This window comes from Streptomyces sp. WG5 (assembly GCF_049974565.1).
Taxonomy (GTDB): Bacteria; Actinomycetota; Actinomycetes; order Streptomycetales; family Streptomycetaceae; genus Streptomyces.
In genome coordinates, this window is sequence record NZ_JBNGGC010000002.1 from 318,080 (window position 1) to 336,633 (window position 18,554).

The window sequence follows — 18,554 nt, forward strand, 5'->3', positions numbered from 1 at the left end:
TCGACGCGGTTTGCGCGTCAGCGGCGCGTCAGCGCGCCGCGAGCGGTCGTCCACGCCCCCCGGCCGGAGGGGTACGCGCTGCGCCGCGTCGGCGCCTCACCGCGGCGGGAGCGTCGGAGGACGCCGTCGGCCAGTGCCGCGACGACCGTCCCGGTCACCGTGGCGGCCAGCGCGAGTGGCCGGCGGTGGCGGGAGAGCCAGAACTGGAGGCTGCGCGGGTGGGACTCGTCGTCGAACAGGCCGTGCGCGCCGTAGTCGGCCGGCGCGGTGTCGTCCGGCGGCTTCCAGAGGTTGACCGGGCGGGACGGGTCGACGGGCTCGTCCGTCTGCTGCGCGTCGTACCCGGTCCGGGCCAGGTAGCGGTCCAGCAGGCCCGGGGCGAACTTCTGGCCGAGCAGGGTGGCGACGGTGGACCCGCCGACCCAGTACTCGCGCCGCCCGGGATGGTCGGCGGCGTACAGGACCGCCTCGGCGGCGACCTCGGGCTGGTAGACGGGAGCCACCGGGCGCGGATGCCTGGGCAGCCGGGTGAGGACCCAGCTGAACTGGGGCGTGTTGAGCCCGGGCATCTGGACCATGGTCACCCGCACGCCGCTGCGGTCGTGCAGCAGCTCGCAGCGCAGGGACTCGGTGAAGCCCTGGATGGCGTGTTTGGCTCCGCAGTACACCGACTGGAGGGGGACGCTGCGCTGGGCGAGGGCCGATCCGACCTGGACGATGGTGCCGCGATCGCGCGGCGTCATGTGCCGCAGGGCGGCCTGGGTGCCGTGGACGAAGCCGAAGTAGGTCACCTCCGTGGCGCGTCTCAGCTCCTCGGGCCGGACCTCCGGCACGGGCGCGAAGACGGTCGTGAACGCCGCGTTCACCCAGACGTCGATCGGGCCGAGCTCCTCCTCGATCCGGGCGGCCGCCGCGTCGACGGCCGTCGGGTCGCAGACGTCCACCGTCAGGGGCAGCGCACGTCCGCCGGCCTCCCGGACCTCCTCGGCCGCCTGTTCCAGGGCGTACGCGCCGCGCGCGAGCAGGGCCACGGAGCTCCCACGGGCGCCGAAGGCCCGGGCGGTGGCCCGGCCGACTCCGCCGCTCGCCCCGGTGACGACCACGACTCCGGTCGCGTCCGCCCGGCGGTGCCGCCCGCCTCCCCGGGTCCGCCGTGCGCCGCTCACTTCCTGCCCCGGCCGGGCAGGTGCCCGGCGTACTCGGTGAGCTTCTGCCGTACGCCCTTGGTGGCGATCCCGGCGAGCTCCGGGTCGTGCAGCGCCGCCTTGACGGCCTTCTTGCCCTGCTCCTTCATGATGTGCGGCGGGATCGGCGCGATCTCCGCGTCGACCTTGAACTCCAGGACCACCGGCCGGCCGGCGGCGAGCGCCTCGTCCCAGGCGGCACCCACCTTCTTGGGGTCGTCGCAGACGATGCCCTTGAGGCCGACGAGTTCGGCGTAGGCGGCGTAGGGGACGTCGGGGATGTCCTGGGAGCCGGGGTACTTGGGGTCGCCGGCCATGGCGCGCTGCTCCCAGGTGACCTGGTTGAGGTCCTGGTTGTTGAACACGCAGAAGATCAGCGGGGCAGGTCCGGACAGGCGGTCCAGGTAGCGCTTGACGGTGATCATCTCGTTCATGCCGTTCATCTGGAACGCGCCGTCACCGACGAAGGCGATCACCGGCCGGTCCGGGTAGGCGAACCTCGCCGCGATGGCGTACGGCGTCCCCGGCCCCATCGTCGCCAGCGTGCCGGACAGCGAGGCGCGCATGCCCTCGCGCAGCTTGAGGTGCCGGGCCCACCAGTTGGTGCCCGAGCCGGAGTCGGCGGTGAGGATGGCGCCGTCCGGGAGGCGGGGCGAGAGTTCGGCGGCGACGGCCTGGGGGTTGATCGTCCTGCCGAAGTGCTCACCGGCCCAGCGGTCGGCCAGGTCGTGCCACTCCCGTACGTCCTTCTCGATCTTCTCCCGCCAGCTCCGGTCCTTCTTGCGCTGGAGCATCGGGATCAGGGCGCGCAGGGTCTCCCTGGAGTCGCCCACCAGGTGGGCGTCCATGGGGTAGCGGATGCCGATCATGCGGCCGTCGATGTCGATCTCGACGCCCCGGGCCTGTCCCTCCTCCGGCAGCCACTCGGAGTACGGGAAGCTGCTGCCGACCATCAGCAGGGTGTCGCAGCCCTGCATCATCCTGTCGCTGGCCTTGCTGCCCAGCAGGCCGATGGGCCCGGTGACGTACGGCAGGTCGTCGGGCAGGACCTCGCGCCCGAGCAGGGCCTTGGCGACGCCGGCGCCGAGCAGTTCGGCCACCTCCCTCACCTCGGCCTCGGCGTTCGCCGCGCCCTGGCCGACCAGCACGGCGACCTTGTCGCCCGCGTTGAGGACGTCGGCGGCCCTGCGGAGCTCGTCGAGGTCGGGCAGGACCCGGGGCCTGCTCCAGCCCACGCTGGAGAAGACGGAGCCGTGCTCCCTGGGCGGGGAGGGCTGGGCCTCCTCCTCCTGCACGTCGTTGGGAATGATGATCGTGGCGACGCCACGGGTGGTCAGCGCGGTCTTGAAGGCGCGGTCGATCACGTGCCGGGCCTGGCCCGGGTGCACGACCATCTGGCAGTACTCGGACACGTCCGCGAACAGCTGGTCGAGGGCGATCTCCTGCTGGTAGTGGGTGCCCAGCGAGAGCCGCTTCTGCTGGCCCACCACCGCCACCACGGGCTGGTGGTCGAGCTTGGCGTCGTACAGGCCGTTGAGCAGGTGCACGGCACCGGGGCCCGAGGTGGCGACGCAGCAGCCCACCTCGCCGGTGAACTTGGCGTGGGCACACGCCATGAACGCGGCCATCTCCTCGTGCCGCGTCTGGATGAACTCCGGGTCGCCGTCGGCCCGGTCGAAGGCACCGAGCAGGCCGTTGATGCCGTCACCCGGATAGCCGTACACACGCTGGACGCCCCACTCGGACAGACGCTGGAGCACATAGTCGGCGACTTCGGTCATGAAGCTCTCCTGGACGTGCGGAGACGGCGGTCGGCTTGTGGAGTTGCCTTCCCCGGCAGGCGTAAACCGGGAGGCGGTGATCCGTTCGGCCAGGGACCGAACCGGCTGCCGGCGCCGTTCCGCGCTACTCCGGCGGCGCCGCCGTACTCGCCCGGGTCACCAGCCGGGTCGGCACGAGTGTCGTGCCCCGCTCCGGGCCGTCCTGGCGCATCTTGCGCAGCACGGCCTGCACGCAGAGCCGCCCGACCTCGGCGAAGTCCTGGTGGACGGTGGTCAGCGGAGGCAGGAAGGAGCCTGCCTCCGGGATGTCGTCGAAGCCGATGACGCTGACGTCCTCGGGGACGCGCCGGCCGCGTTCGTGCAGCGCGCGCATCAGGCCGAGGGCCATCTGGTCGTTGGCCGCGAAGACGGCGGTGCACTCCTCGCGGGCGGCGAGTTCCAGGCCGGCCCGGTAGCCGGACTCCGCCGACCAGTCGCCCCGGGTGAGCGGCGGCGGGGTGCGGCCGGCCTCCGCGAGCGTGTGCCGCCAGGCGTCCGTGCGACGCTGGGCGGCGAAGGATCCCTCGGGCCCGCCGAGGTGCCACACCGTGGCGTGCCCGAGGTCCAGCAGGTGGCGCACGGCGGCGCGGGTGCCCCCGGCCTGGTCGGTGTCGACGACCGTGTAGTGGTCGCCGGCGTCGGAGTCGACCACGACGACCTGCACGTGGGGCGGCAGCGTGAGGGACGCCGCGTCCAGCAGGTGGACCTCCATGATGACGATCACCGCGTCGACGGCGAGCTCCTCCAGCCGGGAGAACGCGCCCCGCACCTCGTCCTGGGTGGGGACGGCGACGGGCAGCAGCGTCACCGCGTACCCCTCGCTCGCCGCGGAGGTGGCGATGGCCTCCAGGGTGCGCACGTTGCCGGTGGTGGCCAGTGAGAAGGTGATGACGCCGATGGTGCGGAACTCACCGCGTTTGAGCGCCCTCGCCGCGCTGTTGGGCCGGTAGCCCAGCTCCTTCATGGCCGCCAGCACCTGCTGCCGGGTCTCCTCGGTCACGCCCGCGTAGCCGTTGGAGACGCGGGAGACGGTCTGCGAGGAGACTCCCGCGAGCCGGGCCACGTCCGCCATGGACGCCGTCGGCACCCGGCCGCCGCGGCGGCGCCCGGTCCCCGCGTGCCGCGCGTCCGCGACTTCCCCAGCCGTGTCCACTGCCGTTCGCCACCTCTCTGCGACCGTCCCGGTCCCCGGCTCCCGAGGACCCTTGACCGTCGTCCTCGGGGCAGTGTAGACATGCCGCCATCAAATGTTTACGCAAACATAACAGCACGCCGATCAACAGAACCGCACGTCCGCGGCGCTTGATGTTTGCGTAAACATGGGAGGCTCCAGGACGCCTGCAGGACGTGGACGAGCGAGGAACGACATGACGACGCTGCAACCGCCGGCCGCCGCCGAGCCGCGGCCGGTCCCTCCCCCGGCGAGGCGGGAGCGCCGCTCCTGGACGGGTTGGGGGTTCCTCGGTCCCTTCGTGGCCGTGTTCGCGCTGGTGTTCCTCGCGCCGATCGCCTACTCGGTCTACCTGAGCCTCTTCCGCGACCAGCTCATCGGCGGGAACACCTTCGTCGGTCTGGACAACTACAGCCAGGCGCTGAAGGACGAACAGTTCTGGGCCTCGCTCGGCCGGGTCTCGCTCTTCCTCGCCGTGCAGGTGCCGATCATGCTCGGCATCGCGCTGCTGGTGGCGCTGGCGCTGGACAGCGGACGCCTCTACGGCCGGGACTTCTTCCGCATCTCGATCTTCCTGCCGTACGCCGTGCCCGCCGTGGTGGCCACGCTGATGTGGGGCTTCATGTACGGCACCCGGTTCGGCCTGCTCGGCGACATCAACAGCGCACTGGGCGTCTCCCTGCCCGACCCGCTCTCCCCGGACATGGTGCTGGCCTCGATCGGCAACATCGTGACCTGGGAGTTCGTCGGATACAACATGCTGATCTTCTACTCGGCGCTGCGCGTCATACCGCACTCGCTGTACGAGGCGGCCCAGATCGACGGCGCCGGACAGATACGGGTGATCACCGCCATCAAGCTGCCCGCCATCCGCGGCGCCCTGGTCATCGCGACGATCTTCTCGATCATCGGCAGCTTCCAGCTCTTCAACGAGCCCAGCATCCTGCAGCCGCTCGCGCCCAACGCCATCACGACCGACTACACGCCGAACTACTACACGTACTCGCTGTCCTTCAACGGGCAGCAGCACAACTACTCCGCGACGGTCGCCATCGTCATGGGGCTGATCACCATGGTCATCGCCTACGTCGTGCAGCTCCGCGGCATGCGCAAGGGAGTGTGAAGCAGCGATGACCAGTCCTGTCGCCACCGTCTCCGACCGTTCCGCGACCGCCCCGTCCGGCACCTCGGGCTCCGTACCCCGGCTGCGTGCCTCCCGGCGCCGCCACTCGGCCGACAAGCCCCGGCGCAGCGTGCTGCTGACCGTGCTCACCTCCCTGGTGCTGCTGTACAGCCTGGTGCCGCTGATCTGGCTGGCCATCAGCGCCACCAAGACGCAGGAGGGGCTGTCCCGCTCCTTCGGCCTGTGGTTCGACCGCGACTTCGCGCTGTGGGACAACATCAGCCGGACGTTCACCTACGACGACGGCGTCTTCACCCGCTGGCTGCTGAACACCCTGCTGTACGTGGGGCTGGGCGCGGGCGGCGCCACCTTCCTCGCCGTGCTCGGCGGCTACGCGCTCGCCAAGTTCGACTTCCCCGGCCGGCGTGCCGTCTTCGCCGTCGTCATCGGCGCGGTGGCCGTGCCCGGTACCGCGCTGGCGGTGCCGACCTTCCTGATGTTCAGTGAGATGGGGCTCACCAACACCCCCTGGGCGGTGATCATCCCGTCCCTGATCTCGCCGTTCGGCCTGTACCTGATGTGGGTGTTCGCCACCGAGGCCATCCCGACCGAACTGATGGAGGCCGCCCGCATCGACGGCGCCGGCGAGGTGCGCACCTTCTTCCAGGTCGCCCTGCCGCTGCTGGCGCCCGGCATCGTCACCGTCCTGCTGTTCACCATGGTCGCGACCTGGAACAACTTCTTCCTGCCGCTGGTCATGCTCAAGGACCCCGACTGGTATCCGCTGACCCTGGGTCTGAACAGCTGGAACGCCCAGGCCGCGACCGCGGGCGGCGAGGCGGTCTTCAACCTGGTCGTCACCGGGTCACTGATCACCATCCTGCCGCTGATCGCCGCGTTCCTGCTGCTCCAGAGGTACTGGCAGTCCGGACTCGCCGCCGGGAGTGTCAAGGAGTAGCCCCGCAACCCCCCGTAGCCCCTCCCCCAACGCCCCTTTGACCCTCAACGGTGCCGGTTCCGGCCACGAAGAAGTGGAAGCAATCCCATGCCCAAGCACTCGCGCCGCCTGCTGCGCGGCACAGTCCTCGTCTGCGCCCTCGCCCTGGGGGCGACCGCCTGCGGCGACTCCGACGACGGTGGATCGAGCCGGAAGGCGGTCTCCGAGGCGGACATCCAGGCGGCCCTCAAGGAGGGCGGCACCCTCACCGTCTGGGCATGGGAACCCACCCTCGAGCAGGTGGCCACCGACTTCGAGAAGGAACACCCGGGCGTCGAGGTCGACCTCGTCAACGCGGGCACCAACAACGACCAGTACACGGCGCTGCAGAACGCCATCTCGGCGAAGAAGGGCGTCCCGGACGTCGCCCAGATCGAGTACTACGCGATGGGCCAGTACGCGCTGACCAAGCAGCTCACCGACCTCAAGGCCTTCGGCGCCGACAAGCTCTCCGGCACGTTCTCCCCCGGCCCGTGGAACGGTGTGAAGGCCGGCGGCGAGGGCGTCTACGCGCTGCCGATGGACTCCGGTCCGATGGCGCTGTTCTACAACAAGAAGGTCTTCGACAAGCACGGCATCGAGGTGCCCACGACCTGGGCCGAGTACCTGGACGCCGCCCGCGACCTGCGCAAGGCCGATCCGAAGGCCTACATCACCGCCGACACCGGCGACGCCGGGTTCGCCACGAGCATGCTCTGGCAGGCCGGTTCGCGCCCCTACACGGTGAACGGCACCACGGTGAAGGTCGACTTCTCCGACCAGGGCGCCAGGACGTTCACCGACACCTGGCAGAAGCTCATCGACGAGAAGCTGCTCGCACCCGTCACCAACTGGACCGACGAGTGGTACAAGGGCCTCGGCGACGGCACCATCGCGACCCTCGCCACCGGCGCGTGGATGCCCGCCAACCTCGCCTCCGGTGTGAAGGACGCCGCCGGTGACTGGCGCGTCGCCCCGCTGCCGCAGTGGACCGCGGGCGGCAAGGCCAGTGCGGAGAACGGCGGCAGCGCGCTCGCCCTGCCGGAGCTCGGCGGGAACGAGGCGCTGGCGTACGCGTTCGTCGAGTACGCCAACGCGGGCGACGGCGTGCAGACCCGCCTGCAGAACGGCGCCTTCCCGGCGACCACCGCGGACCTGCGGTCCACGAAGTTCCAGGACACCGCGTTCTCCTACCTCGGCGGCCAGAAGGCCAACAAGGTCTTCGCCGAGTCGGCCGCGAACGTCGCCGCCGACTGGTCGTACCTGCCCTACCAGGTGTACGCCAACTCGATCTTCAACGACACCGTCGGCAAGGCCTACGTCTCCGGCACCACGCTGGCCGAGGGCCTGGAGTCCTGGCAGGAGGCCTCCGTCAAGTACGGGACCGAGCAGGGCTTCACCGTCGAGAAGTAGCACAGGCAGCACACGATGCGGCGGCCCGCGGGCGGCGGGGCGACACAGGCGCCGCCGTCCCCGTACCGCACGCACCCCACCGGAAGGACCGCCATGATCTCCACCCTCCTGTCCCGCCTGCGAAGCGGCCCGGACGGTGCCTCCGCGCCCCGTCTCGCCTTCGGCGCCGACTACAACCCCGAGCAGTGGCCCCGGGAGGTGTGGGAGGAGGACGTACGGCTGATGCGCGAGGCCGGGGTCAACGTCGTGTCGCTGGCCATCTTCTCCTGGGCCCGCCTCCAGCCGGGCCCCGACGTCTGGGACTTCGCCTGGCTCGACGAGGTCATGGACCTGCTGCACGAGAACGGCGTCGGTGTCGACCTGGCCACCGCCACCGCCTCCCCGCCGCCCTGGCTGACCACCGCGCACCCGGAGATCCTCCCGGTCACCGACCGGGGCGAGACCCTGTCGCCGGGTGCGCGCCAGCACTGGCGCCCGACCTCGCCCGTCTTCCGCGAGCACGCCCTGCGCCTGGTGCGTCGGTTGGCGACCCGCTACGCCGACCACCCGGCCCTGGTCGCCTGGCACGTCAACAACGAGCTGGGCTGCCACAACGTGTACGACTACTCCGACGACGCGGCCCGCGCCTTCCGTGACTGGCTGCGCACCCGGTACGCCACGCTGGACGCCCTCAACCACGCCTGGGGCACGGCGTTCTGGTCGCAGCGCTACAGCGACTGGGAGCAGATCCTGCCGCCGCGGCTGGCCGCCTCCCACCCGAACCCGACCCAGCAGCTGGACTTCAAGCGCTTCTCGTCGGACGCGCTCAAGGACCACCTGCTCGCGGAGCGGGCGGTCCTGCGGGAGGTCACGCCCGGCGTCCCCGTCACCACCAACTTCATGGTGATGCCCGGCACCAAGGGCATGAACTACGCGGACTGGGCCGACGAGGTGGACTTCGTCGCGAACGACCACTACGTGGTACCGCGTCCCCAGGACCGCGACGAGCTGTCGTTCTCCGCGAACCTCACCAGCGGCATCGCGGGCGGCCGGCCCTGGTTCCTGATGGAGCACTCCACCAGCGCCGTGAACTGGCAGCCCGTCAACCTGGCCAAGCGGCCCGGTGAGATGGCCCGGGACTCGCTGACGCACGTGGCGCACGGTGCCGACGCGGTCTGCTTCTTCCAGTGGCGCCAGTCCGCGGCCGGCGCCGAGAAGTACCACTCGGCGATGGTCCCGCACGCCGGCGCGGACAGCGACCTGTTCCGCGCGGTCACCGCGCTCGGCGACACGCTGAAAACGCTGGCGCCGGTGGCCGGCAGCGAGCGGGAGCCCGCCGAGGTCGGCATTCTCTTCGACTGGGAGTCGTGGTGGGCGAGCGAGCAGGACTCGCACCCCACCTCACTGCTCGACTACCACCAGGAGGCCCTCGACTGGTACTCCGCGCTCCTGTCCCTCGGTATCCGCGCCGACGTCGTCACCACCGGTGCCGACCTGAGCCGCCACCGGGTGCTGATCGCGCCCGTGCTGCACCTGGTCACGGCCGAGCTCGCCAAGGACCTCACCCGGTACGCCGAGCAGGGCGGGCACCTGATCACCACGTACTTCTCCGGCGTCGTCGACGAGAACGACCACGTCTGGCTCGGCGGCTACCCGGGCGCCCTGCGGGACCTGCTCGGCATCCGCGTCGAGGAGTTCGGCCCGCTGCCCGCCGGGCAGACCGTGGAGCTGGACGACGCGAGCACCGGCGGGCTGTGGACCGACCACATCACCGTCACCTCGCCCGGTACGGAGGTCCTGTCCCACTACCGCACCGGTACGTACGCGGGCCGCCCGGCCGTCACCCGGCGTACGACGGGCGGCGGTTCGGCCGCCTACGTCTCCACCCGGCTCGGCGCCGACGGGCTCGCCTCGCTGCTGCCGCGGCTGCTGGACCCGGCCGGCGTGGTGAGCGAACTGCCCGCCGAGGTACGCGGATCGGTCGAGGCCACCGTGCGCCGCGGCCCCGGCGGCCGGTTCCTGTTCCTGGTCAACCGGACCGACGAGCAGGTGACCGTCCCGGGCATCACCGGAGAGGCCCTGGTGGGCGGCACCGGCGCCGACGGCTCCGTCGTCCTCGCGCCCCGGGGCGTCGCCGTCCTGCGCACGCCCACCGGCTGAGCGCACACCGGCGCCACCGCACCACCAGAGTTCACCACCGCACCGACCCACGACTCCCCCGGAGCGGCACGCGCCCGCTCCGGGGGCCGCCCCCTCCTGCCCGACTCGAGGCGGGGGCCACACCACCGAAGCGACCACACCTTCCCGTTGGGAGCACACGATGGCACGCCGCACCCGCAGCAGACGCCTCCTCGGGGCCGCCGCCCTGACCGCCCTGGCCACCGGGGCCGCCCTGATCAGCGTTCCCGCCCAGGCCGAACCGGCCGCGGCCGCCGCCTCCGTCACCGTGCGGCCGGACCCGTCGTACCAGCAGGAGAAGTTCGAGGGCTGGGGCACCAGCCTGGTCTGGTTCGCCAACGCCACCGGCGACTACCCGCCCGAGATCCGCGAGAAGCTGGCCCGGCTCCTCTTCGGCGACGACGGCCTGGGGCTGAACATCGCCCGGTACAACATCGGCGGCGGCAACGCGCCGGACGTCGAGGACTACCTGCGCGCCGGCGGCGCGGTCGAGGGCTGGTGGAAGGCTCCCGCGGGCACCACCCGCGAGGACACCGACTGGTGGAGCGCCGACGACCCGGCCGACTGGAACGAGGACGCCGACGCCACCCAGCGCTGGTGGGTCGAGCGCATCAAGGACGACATCGACCACTGGGAGACGTTCAGCAACTCCCCTCCGTGGTTCATGACCGTGAGCGGCTACGTCTCCGGCGGTTTCGACTCCAGCGCCGACCAGCTCAAGTCCGAGTCGGTCGACGACTTCGCCGCCTACCTGGCCGGTGCGACGAAACGGCTGGAGAAGGCCGAGGGCATCAAGGTCGACACCGTGGACCCGTTCAACGAGCCCAACACCCCCTACTGGGGCACGCGGCCGGGCGCGGACGGCGAACCCGTCGGCGGCCGGCAGGAAGGGGCGCACATGGGCCCCGAGCTCCAGCGCGAGGTGCTCCGAGCCCTGGCTCCCGCGCTGAGGAAGGCCAAGGTCAAGGCCGACATCTCGGCGATGGACGAGACCAACCCCGGCACCTTCGCAACGAACTGGAACGCCTACTCCCGGGCCGACCGCGACCTCGTCGGCCAGATGAACGTCCACACCTACGGCACCGGGCAGCGCACCACCGTGCGGGACCTCGCCAAGGCGGCGGACAAGCCGCTGTGGATGAGCGAGGTCGGCGGCGACTGGGGCGACGGCCAGGACTTCGAGGACATGCGGCCCGGCCTCGGCCTCGCCCAGCACATCGTCGACGACCTGCGCGAACTGGAGCCCCGCGCCTGGGTGTTCTGGCAGCCCGTCGAGGACTACGACAACATGAAGCCCGGCGGCGAGTCCGACAAGGGCGGCAACTGGGGCAGCATCCAGCTCCCGTTCGACTGCACCGCCGAAGACACCCTCGAGACCTGCCCGATCCGGACCAACACCAAGTTCGACACCGCCCGCAACTTCACCCACTTCATCCAGCCCGGCGACCGGCTGATCAGGACGGACGACACGTCCAGCGCCGCCGCCGTCACCCGCGACGGCAAGGGCGCCTCCCTCGTCCACGTCAACCGCACCACCGCGCCCCGCGCGGTCACCGTCGACCTGTCGAAGTTCCGCGACGTGCGCCGCGGAGCCACCGTCACCCCGGTCGTGACCAGCGCCGACGGCAAGCTCGAACGGCAGGACCCGATCAGGGTGCGCGACCGCGCGGCCACCTTCACGGTGCCCGCGCAGTCCGTGACCTCCTTCGAGATCAAGGGCGTCTCCGGCGTCGCGAAGGACGCCGCCCTGCTGCGCAAGGGCCACACCTACACGCTGACCGGCGTGCAGAGCGGCAAGGCCGTCACCGTGGCGGCGGACGGCACGAACCTGGTCCTCGGTACCGGCTCCGGCGCGGACGCCCAGCAGTGGCGGCTCAGCGCGGTGCGCCACGACGACGGCGTCCGCGACCGCTACGTCTTCACCCGCCCCGGGGACGGCACGCGGCTGGCCGTACGCGACGACGTCCCGGTGGCCGAACCCGACACCGGCAAGCGCGACGAGGCCGCCGAATGGATCATGTCGACCACCGGTGACGGCACCTGGACGCTGGTCAACGCGGGCACCGGGCGCCTGCTCGAAGTAGGCGGCCAGGCGACGCACGAGGGTGCGGCCGTCACGACGTGGCCGCCCAACTCCGGTGCCAACCAGCGCTGGACGGTGTCGGACGTGTCCGCCACGGCCGACTGACCCCGTCCAGGCCACCGGCCGGCACCCACCACGACACACGGCTCCGTCCGCACCGCTCCCCCGGGCGGTGCGGACGGAGCCGCCCACGCACGCAACGGCTGAAGGAGGCCACATGACGACCGACCCGCGAGAGACCGAGGTCCGCCGCAGAATGGCGGCGCAGGAGCTCTACTCGGACGGCGCGCCGGGCCTGGAGGGCCTGGCGGAGGAGCGGCTGCGGGGCAAGGAGCTGGCCGACGCCTACAACCGGACCGGTGCCCGGGACGAGGAGGGCCGCCGTTCCATCCTGAAGGAGATGCTCGCCTCGCTGGGCACGGGGGTGTGGATCGAGCCGCCGCTGCACGTGGCCTACGGCAACCGTGTGCACCTGGGCGACGACGTGTACGTCAACTTCGGCCTCACCCTCGTCGACGACGTCGAGGTCTTCGTCGGGGACCGGGTGATGTTCGCCCCGCACGTGACCATCAGCACCACCGGGCACCCCGTCCACCCGGAGCTGCGCAGGGACGGTACGCAGTTCTCCGCGCCGGTGCGGATCGAGGACGACGTGTGGATCGGGGCCGGCGCGCTGATCATGCCGGGGGTCACCGTCGGCCGGGGCTCGGTGGTCGGCGCGGGCAGCGTGGTGACGGCGCACGTGCCGCCCATGGTGGTGGTCGCCGGGACACCGGCGCGGGTCGTACGCGAGATCACCGACGCCGACCGGGAGTGGACCTACCGTCCGCCCCGCACCCTGCGCCGGGATGTCGGGTGACCCTCGCCGGGCGGTCGGCGACTCCCGTCGCGGACCGGCACATGACGCGGTACGCACGGCGGTAGGTGGTCCTGGGGCTGTGGCTCAGCGTCGGCGCCCGCGCCTCGCCCACCCGCTGCCGATCCCGGCGACGTGCAGGGCCGGCAGAGCGAGGCCGACGAGCATGACGTCGGTGGAGGTGAAGATGTCGTTGGTCGAGATCTCCGCCGCGTTGATCAGCCAGGCGATGAGGAACAGGACCGCCGCGATGATGGCGAGCACGGTATGCATCCCTTCGGTTCCGGGGCGCCGGACCGGTGCCGTGTCACGCGTATGCCCCCGACGGGGTGCGTGACACGGCGGCGGGCACCGCGCACTTTCGTACAGTGGAGGGACCGGGACCGCCCGCGGCGCGCCGACGCCGAGGCCGGTCCGTTCAGCACCCTCGCACCGGAGCACCCATGCGCGACCCGTCCACCGCACCGGACGACGGCTCCGGCACCCTGTTCGGTCTCGACGCCCTGGCGCCCGGGCCGCCGGCCCCGCCGCCCGCCGCCGGACCGCTCTTCCGGGACTCCGCCGCGGCCCGCCGCCTGCTTCCGGTGCGGGAGATCCACGCCGAGCCGGCGGCAGCGGCGTCCGCGCGCGGCCGGCAGGTGATCGCCCGGTTCCCCGAGGCCCGCGTCATCGAGGTGGACTCCCACTGGCGCATCCCCGGCCTGCACGGCAACGAGGGCAACGTCGAGCGCTGGGTACGGGTCAAGGGCGAGACGCTCGTCCTGGGCGAACGGAAGACGCTGACGACACGCCCCAACGGCCGGTCCGCGGACTGGATCGCCCCCGGCGCCTCCAACGGCTGCGCGATGGCCTGCGCCTACTGCTACGTGCCGCGCCGCAAGGGGTACGCCAACCCGGTCACCGTCTTCACCAACATCGACCGGATCATCGCCCACCTCGGCCGGCACATCGCCCGGCAGGGACCCAAGCCCGAGCCGAACCAGTGCGACCCGGACGCCTGGGTGTACGACGTCGGCGAGAACGGCGACTGCTCGGTGGACGCCCTGATCTGCGACAACACCGCGGACCTGGTGCGTGCCTTCGGACAGTGGCCGACGGCCAAGGCGTCCTTCGCCACCAAGTTCGTCAACCCCGACCTGCTCGCCCTCGACCCGCGCGGCCGGACCCGGATCCGCTTCTCCGTGATGCCACCGGACGACTCCCGGCTGCTGGACGTACGCACCTCCCCGGTCGCCGAGCGCATCGCCGCGGCCGGCGACTTCCTGGACGCCGGCTACGAGGTCCACTTCAACCTCTCCCCCGTGGTGGTGCGGCCCGGCTGGGAGGAGGACTGGGCGGAGCTGCTGCGGCACCTCGACGACGTCCTGCCGGACCGGGTCAAGCGGCAGGCCGCCGCCGAGGTGATCATGCTGACGCACAACCGGGAGCTGCACGAGGTCAACCTGGGGTGGCATCCGCGTGCCGAGGAGGTGCTGTGGCGGCCGGAGGTCCAGCAGGCCAAACGCTCGGAGAACGGCGCGCTCAACGTGCGATACCGCAACGGGGTCAAGGCCGCCGCGGTCGAGCGGCTCCGTGTCCTCGTCGCCGCCCACGCACCGTGGCTGCGTGTCCGGTACGCCTTCTGAGACTTTGGGCAGTTCCGCACAATCCCCGGTCATCGGGCGGGAATGCGCAATCCCCGGTCACCGCAAGCGAGTTGAGTGCGCCGGCCGCTCCGGCGCGTACGGCACGGGGCGGTGGCCACCGCGTCGTGCGACCCCCGCCTCTACCAGCGGTTTTTAGGTTAGGCTAACCTTCGCCACGTGAGATTCGGTGAAGACGCAGCCGGTACGCCGCGCCTGCGCGGTCATGAGCTGTCGGCGACGGGTGTGACCGTGTCGTACGACGGCGTCGATGTCGTGCACGACGCCGCGGTCAGGCTCAGGCCCGGTGAAGTGACCGTTCTGGTGGGTCCGAACGGCAGCGGGAAGTCGACGCTGCTGCGGACCGTCGCCCGACTGCAGCGTGCCCGCAGCGCCACGCTCAGGATCGACGGCGACACCGACGGCCTGGCGCTGACGTCCCGTGAGTTCTCGCGGTACGTCGCCCTGCTGACGCAGGCGCGCCCGACTCCCGGCGGGCTGACCGTGCGGGACGTCGTCGAGTTCGGCCGCTATCCGTACCGGGGCCGCTGGGGGCGGCCGGATCCGGACGGCCCGGCCGCCGTCGACCGGGCGCTCGCGCTCACCGGCGTCGACGCACTCGCCGACCGCGGCGCCGACCACCTGTCCGGCGGGCAGTTGCAGCGGGTGTGGCTCGCGAGCTGCCTCGCGCAGGAGACCGGCGTGCTGCTCCTGGACGAACCGACCACCTATCTCGACCTGCGTTACCAGGTAGAACTCCTCGACCTGATCCGCGATCTGGCGGACGACCACGGGATCGCCGTCGGGGTCGTCCTGCACGACCTCGACCAGGCGGCGGCCGTCGCCGACCGGATCACGCTCCTCGAAGCGGGCCGGATCGTCGCCGACGGCCTGCCCGAGGACGTGCTGACGCCGGAACGACTGAGCGCCGTCTACGGCATCCGGATCGACGTCGACACCGACCCCCTGACCGGCCGGCTGCGCACCCGCCCGCTCGGCCGCCACCACATACGAACCGAAAGGCTCGGCACCACCTCATGAGACGCCTCCTGCTCACCGCGGCCGCCACCACCGCCGCGGCGCTCACCCTTGCCGCCTGCGGCACCACCGAGCCCGCCGCCGACAGGTCCGAGGAGAAGGCCGCCTCGGAAACCATCACCCTCAAGGACGGCAAGGGCACCGAGGTGAAGCTCGACGGCCCGGCCACCAAGGTCGTCGCCACCGAGTGGAACGTCGTCGAGAGCCTCGTCTCGCTGGGTGTCGACCCGGTCGGCGTCGCGGACGTCAAGGGCTACAAGACGTGGAACACCGCGGTCCCGCTGAAGAACGACCCCAAGGACATCGGCACGCGCGGTGAGCCGAGCATGGACACCGTCGCGTCCCTCTCCCCCGACCTCATCGTCGCCACCACGGACCTGCCGCCCGCCGCCGTGAAGCAGCTGCGCCAGGTCGCCCCGGTGCTGGAGGTGAAGTCCGCCGACCCCGCCGACCAGATCGGGCAGATGCTCGACAACGTGGACCTCATCGCCGAGGCCACCGGCACCACGGACAAGGCCAGGACGATCCGCGAGGGTTTCGAGGCGAAGGTCGCCGAGGGCAAGCAGGCCCTGGCCGACGCCGGGACGGCCGGCAAGGAGATCGCCTTCGCCGACGGCTACGTGACCTCCAACCAGGTCTCGATCCGCCCCTACACCGCGACGTCGCTCTTCGGTGAGATCAACGAGGCGCTCGGCCTGAAGAACGCCTGGACGATGAAGGGCGACGAGAACTACGGCCTCGCCTCCACCGACGTCGAGGGCCTGACCGCGCTGCCCGAGGGCGTCCAGTTCGTCTACATCGCCAACGACGGGGACAAGAACAGCACCCCGTTCACCGGCGCGCTGACCAAGAACTCGGTGTGGACGTCCCTGCCGTTCGTGAAGGCCGGCGACGTGCACCGGCTGGACGACGGGATCTGGATGTTCGGTGGTCCCGGGTCGATGGAGGCGTACATCGACTCCGTCGTCGGCTCGCTGACGAAGTAGCGGGGTCATGGCCGTCACCGCAACCGAACCCGCCGTCCGTCCGTCGACGGCTCCCACGTCCCGGTCGGGCGCGGCCGCGGTGACGGCCGGGCTCGTCCTGCTGGTCGCCGTCCTCGCCGTCGTCGACATCGCTCAGGGCACCGCCGCCGCCGGACCGGCCGAGGTCTTCAAAGCCCTGACCGGGCAGGCGGACCCCGACGACGCGTCCGTCGTGATCGCGTCCCGGCTGCCCCGGATGACCGCCGGCCTCCTGGTCGGCGCCGCCCTCGGCATGGCCGGCGCCGCGCTCCAGAAGGTCAGCCGCAATGTGCTCGCCTCCCCCGACACCCTGGCGGTGAACGCGGGCTCCTACCTGGCGCTCGGGCTGGCCGGTGTCACCGGCGTCTCACTCCCGATGATCGCCTCCTCCGGCGTCGCCTTCGCCGGCGGCCTGGCGGCGGCGGCCGTCGTGCTCGGTCTGTCCGGCCTCGGTACGGGCGCCGTCCGGCTCGTGCTCGCCGGCACCGCGCTGATGCTGGGCCTGAACTCCATGACGGAGGGACTGCTCCTGCTCTTCCCCGAGCAGACGGACGGCCTCTACCAGTGGAACCAGGGCAGCATCGGCCAGAACGGTTTCGACGGCGTCCTGCAGATGCTGCCCGTCACCGTCGTCGGGCTGGCCGGTCTGCTGCTGACGGCCCGCCGGGTGGACGCCCTGGCGCTCGGCGACGACGCCGCGCGAGGGCTGGGTGTCCCGGTCCGGGCCACCCGGGTCACGGTCGTCGTCCTGGCGGCCCTGCTGTCAGCCGCCGCGGTCACGCTCGCCGGGCCGATCGGATTCGTCGGCCTGTGCGCGCCCGCCCTCGTCCGTCCGCTCGCCCGCCGGTTCCGCGGCTACGCACGGTCCCGTACCTCCATGCCCGCGGCCGCGCTCACCGGCGCGGCCCTGGTCCTCGGTTCGGACGTGCTGCTGCGGACGTTCGTCGCCGACGACCTCGCGGTGGCGGTGCCCACGGGTGTCGTGACCAGCCTGGTCGGCGCCGTGTTCCTGGTCGTCATGGCACTGCGGCTGCGGGACACGGCCGGCTCCGGCGCCCCGGACCGGCTGCGCATCCCGAGCCGGACGGTGTTCCTGGTCACCGTGGCCGTCCTGGTCATCGTCCTGATCGGCCTCCTGATCGCCGCCGTGCTGGTGGGTGACAGCAAGCTGCTGCTCGGTGACGTCGTCAACTGGGCGCAGGGGCGGGCCGGCCGGACCGTCTCCTTCGTGCTGGACACCCGGGTTCCCCGGGTGCTCGCCGCGCTCTGCGCGGGCGCGGCGCTCGCCCTGTCCGGCACGCTGGTGCAGGCCGTCACCCGCAACCCGCTCGCGGAGCCCAGCGTCCTGGGTGTCTCCGGCGGTGGCGCGCTGGGTGCCGTGCTGCTGGTGACGACCGTGCCGGCCGCCGGGACGTGGGGGATCGCCGGGGCGGCGTTCGCGGGCTCCGCTGTCACCGCGGTGCTCGTCTTCGGGCTCGCCGCCCGGGGCGGCTTCCAGCAGAACCGGCTGGTCCTGGTCGGTATCGGCGTCGCCGCCGCGACGACGGCACTGATCAGCCTGCTGATCGTGCTCACCGATCCGTTCAACTCGACGAAGGCGCTGACCTGGCTGTCGGGTTCCACCTACGGACGGACCATGCCGGACGTCGTGCCGGTCGTGCTGGCGCTGGTCGTCGGGATCGGTGTGGCGGTCGCCCGGCGCACCGAGCTGGACCTGGTCTCGCTGGACGAGGACACCCCGCGCCTGCTCGGCCTGCGGCTGGCACCGGGCCGCCTCGGCTTCCTCGTGCTGAGCGTCGTGCTCAGCTCGGCGGCCGTGGCCTGTGCGGGCACCATCGGCTTCGTCGGTCTGGTGGCCCCGCACGCGGCCCGCGCCCTCGTGGGCCGGCGGCACGTACGGGTCGTGCCGGTCGCGATCCTCCTCGGCGCCACGCTGGTCTGCACGGCCGACCTGATCGGGCGTACGGTGATCGCCCCGGCCCAGCTCGGCGCCGGAATCATGACGGCGGTCATCGGTACGCCGTACTTCCTGTACCTGCTGGTGCGGAGCCGCCGATAGGTACCGTTCGCGGCGCTCGGCCGGAAACCGGGTGACGGAGGCCGTGTG

Annotated in this window: 14 protein-coding genes; 10 read left to right on the plus strand and 4 right to left on the minus strand. The window is 71.8% G+C overall.

Going from position 1 to position 18,554, the window contains the following annotated elements:
- Positions 1–17: 17 nt before the first annotated feature.
- From ACP4IX_RS03405 to ACP4IX_RS03415, 3 genes are all read right to left on the minus strand, one after another.
- Positions 18–1,166, minus strand: a complete 1,149-nt coding sequence (locus ACP4IX_RS03405) for an SDR family oxidoreductase (RefSeq protein WP_426554716.1) — start codon at positions 1,164–1,166, stop codon at positions 18–20.
- Positions 1,163–2,965, minus strand: a complete 1,803-nt coding sequence (locus ACP4IX_RS03410) for a thiamine pyrophosphate-requiring protein (RefSeq protein ID WP_426520030.1) — start codon at positions 2,963–2,965, stop codon at positions 1,163–1,165. The genes ACP4IX_RS03405 and ACP4IX_RS03410 overlap by 4 nt, the downstream gene beginning before the upstream one ends.
- A 124-nt stretch (positions 2,966–3,089) precedes the next feature.
- Entirely contained in the window at positions 3,090–4,157 is a 1,068-nt protein-coding gene (locus ACP4IX_RS03415; protein WP_426520028.1) for a LacI family DNA-binding transcriptional regulator, read from the minus strand.
- A gap of 214 nt (positions 4,158–4,371) precedes the next feature.
- On the opposite strand from ACP4IX_RS03415, the gene ACP4IX_RS03420 reads away from it, so the two are divergent.
- The 6 genes from ACP4IX_RS03420 to ACP4IX_RS03445 all read left to right on the plus strand — a co-directional run bounded on the left by ACP4IX_RS03420 (position 4,372) and on the right by ACP4IX_RS03445 (position 12,786).
- Positions 4,372–5,298, plus strand: coding sequence for a carbohydrate ABC transporter permease (locus ACP4IX_RS03420; RefSeq protein WP_426520026.1), 927 nt, complete (start codon positions 4,372–4,374; stop codon positions 5,296–5,298).
- 7 nt (positions 5,299–5,305) lie between these two features.
- Positions 5,306–6,256 carry a carbohydrate ABC transporter permease gene (locus tag ACP4IX_RS03425; RefSeq protein WP_426520024.1) on the plus strand — a complete coding sequence of 317 codons (951 nt, stop codon included), beginning with the start codon at positions 5,306–5,308 and terminating at the stop codon, positions 6,254–6,256.
- 87 nt (positions 6,257–6,343) lie between these two features.
- Complete coding sequence (locus tag ACP4IX_RS03430; protein WP_426554717.1) at positions 6,344–7,687, plus strand: ABC transporter substrate-binding protein; 1,344 nt, start codon at positions 6,344–6,346, stop codon at positions 7,685–7,687.
- Between the two features lie 93 nt (positions 7,688–7,780).
- Entirely contained in the window at positions 7,781–9,826 is a 2,046-nt protein-coding gene (locus tag ACP4IX_RS03435) for a beta-galactosidase (protein ID WP_426554718.1), read from the plus strand.
- 160 nt (positions 9,827–9,986) lie between these two features.
- Positions 9,987–12,032, plus strand: a complete 2,046-nt coding sequence (locus ACP4IX_RS03440; RefSeq protein WP_426554719.1) for a glycoside hydrolase — start codon at positions 9,987–9,989, stop codon at positions 12,030–12,032.
- Positions 12,033–12,144: 112 nt separating this feature from the next.
- Positions 12,145–12,786 (plus strand): sugar O-acetyltransferase, encoded by a 642-nt coding sequence (locus tag ACP4IX_RS03445; protein WP_426520016.1) that lies wholly within the window; start codon positions 12,145–12,147, stop codon positions 12,784–12,786.
- Positions 12,787–12,870: 84 nt separating this feature from the next.
- Here the strand turns inward: ACP4IX_RS03445 and ACP4IX_RS03450 are convergent, their stop codons facing one another.
- Complete coding sequence (locus ACP4IX_RS03450; protein WP_426520014.1) at positions 12,871–13,056, minus strand: hypothetical protein; 186 nt, start codon at positions 13,054–13,056, stop codon at positions 12,871–12,873.
- A gap of 170 nt (positions 13,057–13,226) precedes the next feature.
- Between ACP4IX_RS03450 and ACP4IX_RS03455 the strand changes: the two genes are divergently transcribed.
- From ACP4IX_RS03455 to ACP4IX_RS03470, 4 genes are all read left to right on the plus strand, one after another.
- The gene (locus ACP4IX_RS03455) at positions 13,227–14,408 is read left to right on the plus strand and encodes a spore photoproduct lyase family protein (protein ID WP_426554720.1); all 1,182 of its coding nucleotides are present in this window, start codon (positions 13,227–13,229) and stop codon (positions 14,406–14,408) included.
- Between the two features lie 177 nt (positions 14,409–14,585).
- Complete coding sequence (locus ACP4IX_RS03460) at positions 14,586–15,446, plus strand: ABC transporter ATP-binding protein (protein WP_426520010.1); 861 nt, start codon at positions 14,586–14,588, stop codon at positions 15,444–15,446.
- Positions 15,443–16,429, plus strand: a complete 987-nt coding sequence (locus ACP4IX_RS03465; RefSeq protein ID WP_426520008.1) for an iron-siderophore ABC transporter substrate-binding protein — start codon at positions 15,443–15,445, stop codon at positions 16,427–16,429. The genes ACP4IX_RS03460 and ACP4IX_RS03465 overlap by 4 nt, the downstream gene beginning before the upstream one ends.
- A gap of 7 nt (positions 16,430–16,436) precedes the next feature.
- On the plus strand, positions 16,437–18,506 hold the full coding sequence (locus ACP4IX_RS03470; RefSeq protein ID WP_426554721.1) for an iron ABC transporter permease: 2,070 nt from the start codon (positions 16,437–16,439) through the stop codon (positions 18,504–18,506).
- Positions 18,507–18,554: the final 48 nt, after the last annotated feature.

What these genes read in the sequence shown, in the direction of transcription:
- ACP4IX_RS03410 (WP_426520030.1), bottom strand. Translation starts at nt 2,965, where the DNA reads ATGACCGAAGTCGCCGACTATGTGCTCCAGCGTCTGTCCGAGTGGGGC.
- ACP4IX_RS03420 (WP_426520026.1), top strand. Translation starts at nt 4,372, where the DNA reads ATGACGACGCTGCAACCGCCGGCCGCCGCCGAGCCGCGGCCGGTCCCT.
- ACP4IX_RS03425 (WP_426520024.1), top strand. Translation starts at nt 5,306, where the DNA reads ATGACCAGTCCTGTCGCCACCGTCTCCGACCGTTCCGCGACCGCCCCG.
- ACP4IX_RS03430 (WP_426554717.1), top strand. Translation starts at nt 6,344, where the DNA reads ATGCCCAAGCACTCGCGCCGCCTGCTGCGCGGCACAGTCCTCGTCTGC.
- ACP4IX_RS03435 (WP_426554718.1), top strand. Translation starts at nt 7,781, where the DNA reads ATGATCTCCACCCTCCTGTCCCGCCTGCGAAGCGGCCCGGACGGTGCC.
- ACP4IX_RS03440 (WP_426554719.1), top strand. Translation starts at nt 9,987, where the DNA reads ATGGCACGCCGCACCCGCAGCAGACGCCTCCTCGGGGCCGCCGCCCTG.
- ACP4IX_RS03445 (WP_426520016.1), top strand. Translation starts at nt 12,145, where the DNA reads ATGACGACCGACCCGCGAGAGACCGAGGTCCGCCGCAGAATGGCGGCG.
- ACP4IX_RS03450 (WP_426520014.1), bottom strand. Translation starts at nt 13,056, where the DNA reads ATGCATACCGTGCTCGCCATCATCGCGGCGGTCCTGTTCCTCATCGCC.
- ACP4IX_RS03455 (WP_426554720.1), top strand. Translation starts at nt 13,227, where the DNA reads ATGCGCGACCCGTCCACCGCACCGGACGACGGCTCCGGCACCCTGTTC.
- ACP4IX_RS03465 (WP_426520008.1), top strand. Translation starts at nt 15,443, where the DNA reads ATGAGACGCCTCCTGCTCACCGCGGCCGCCACCACCGCCGCGGCGCTC.
- ACP4IX_RS03470 (WP_426554721.1), top strand. Translation starts at nt 16,437, where the DNA reads ATGGCCGTCACCGCAACCGAACCCGCCGTCCGTCCGTCGACGGCTCCC.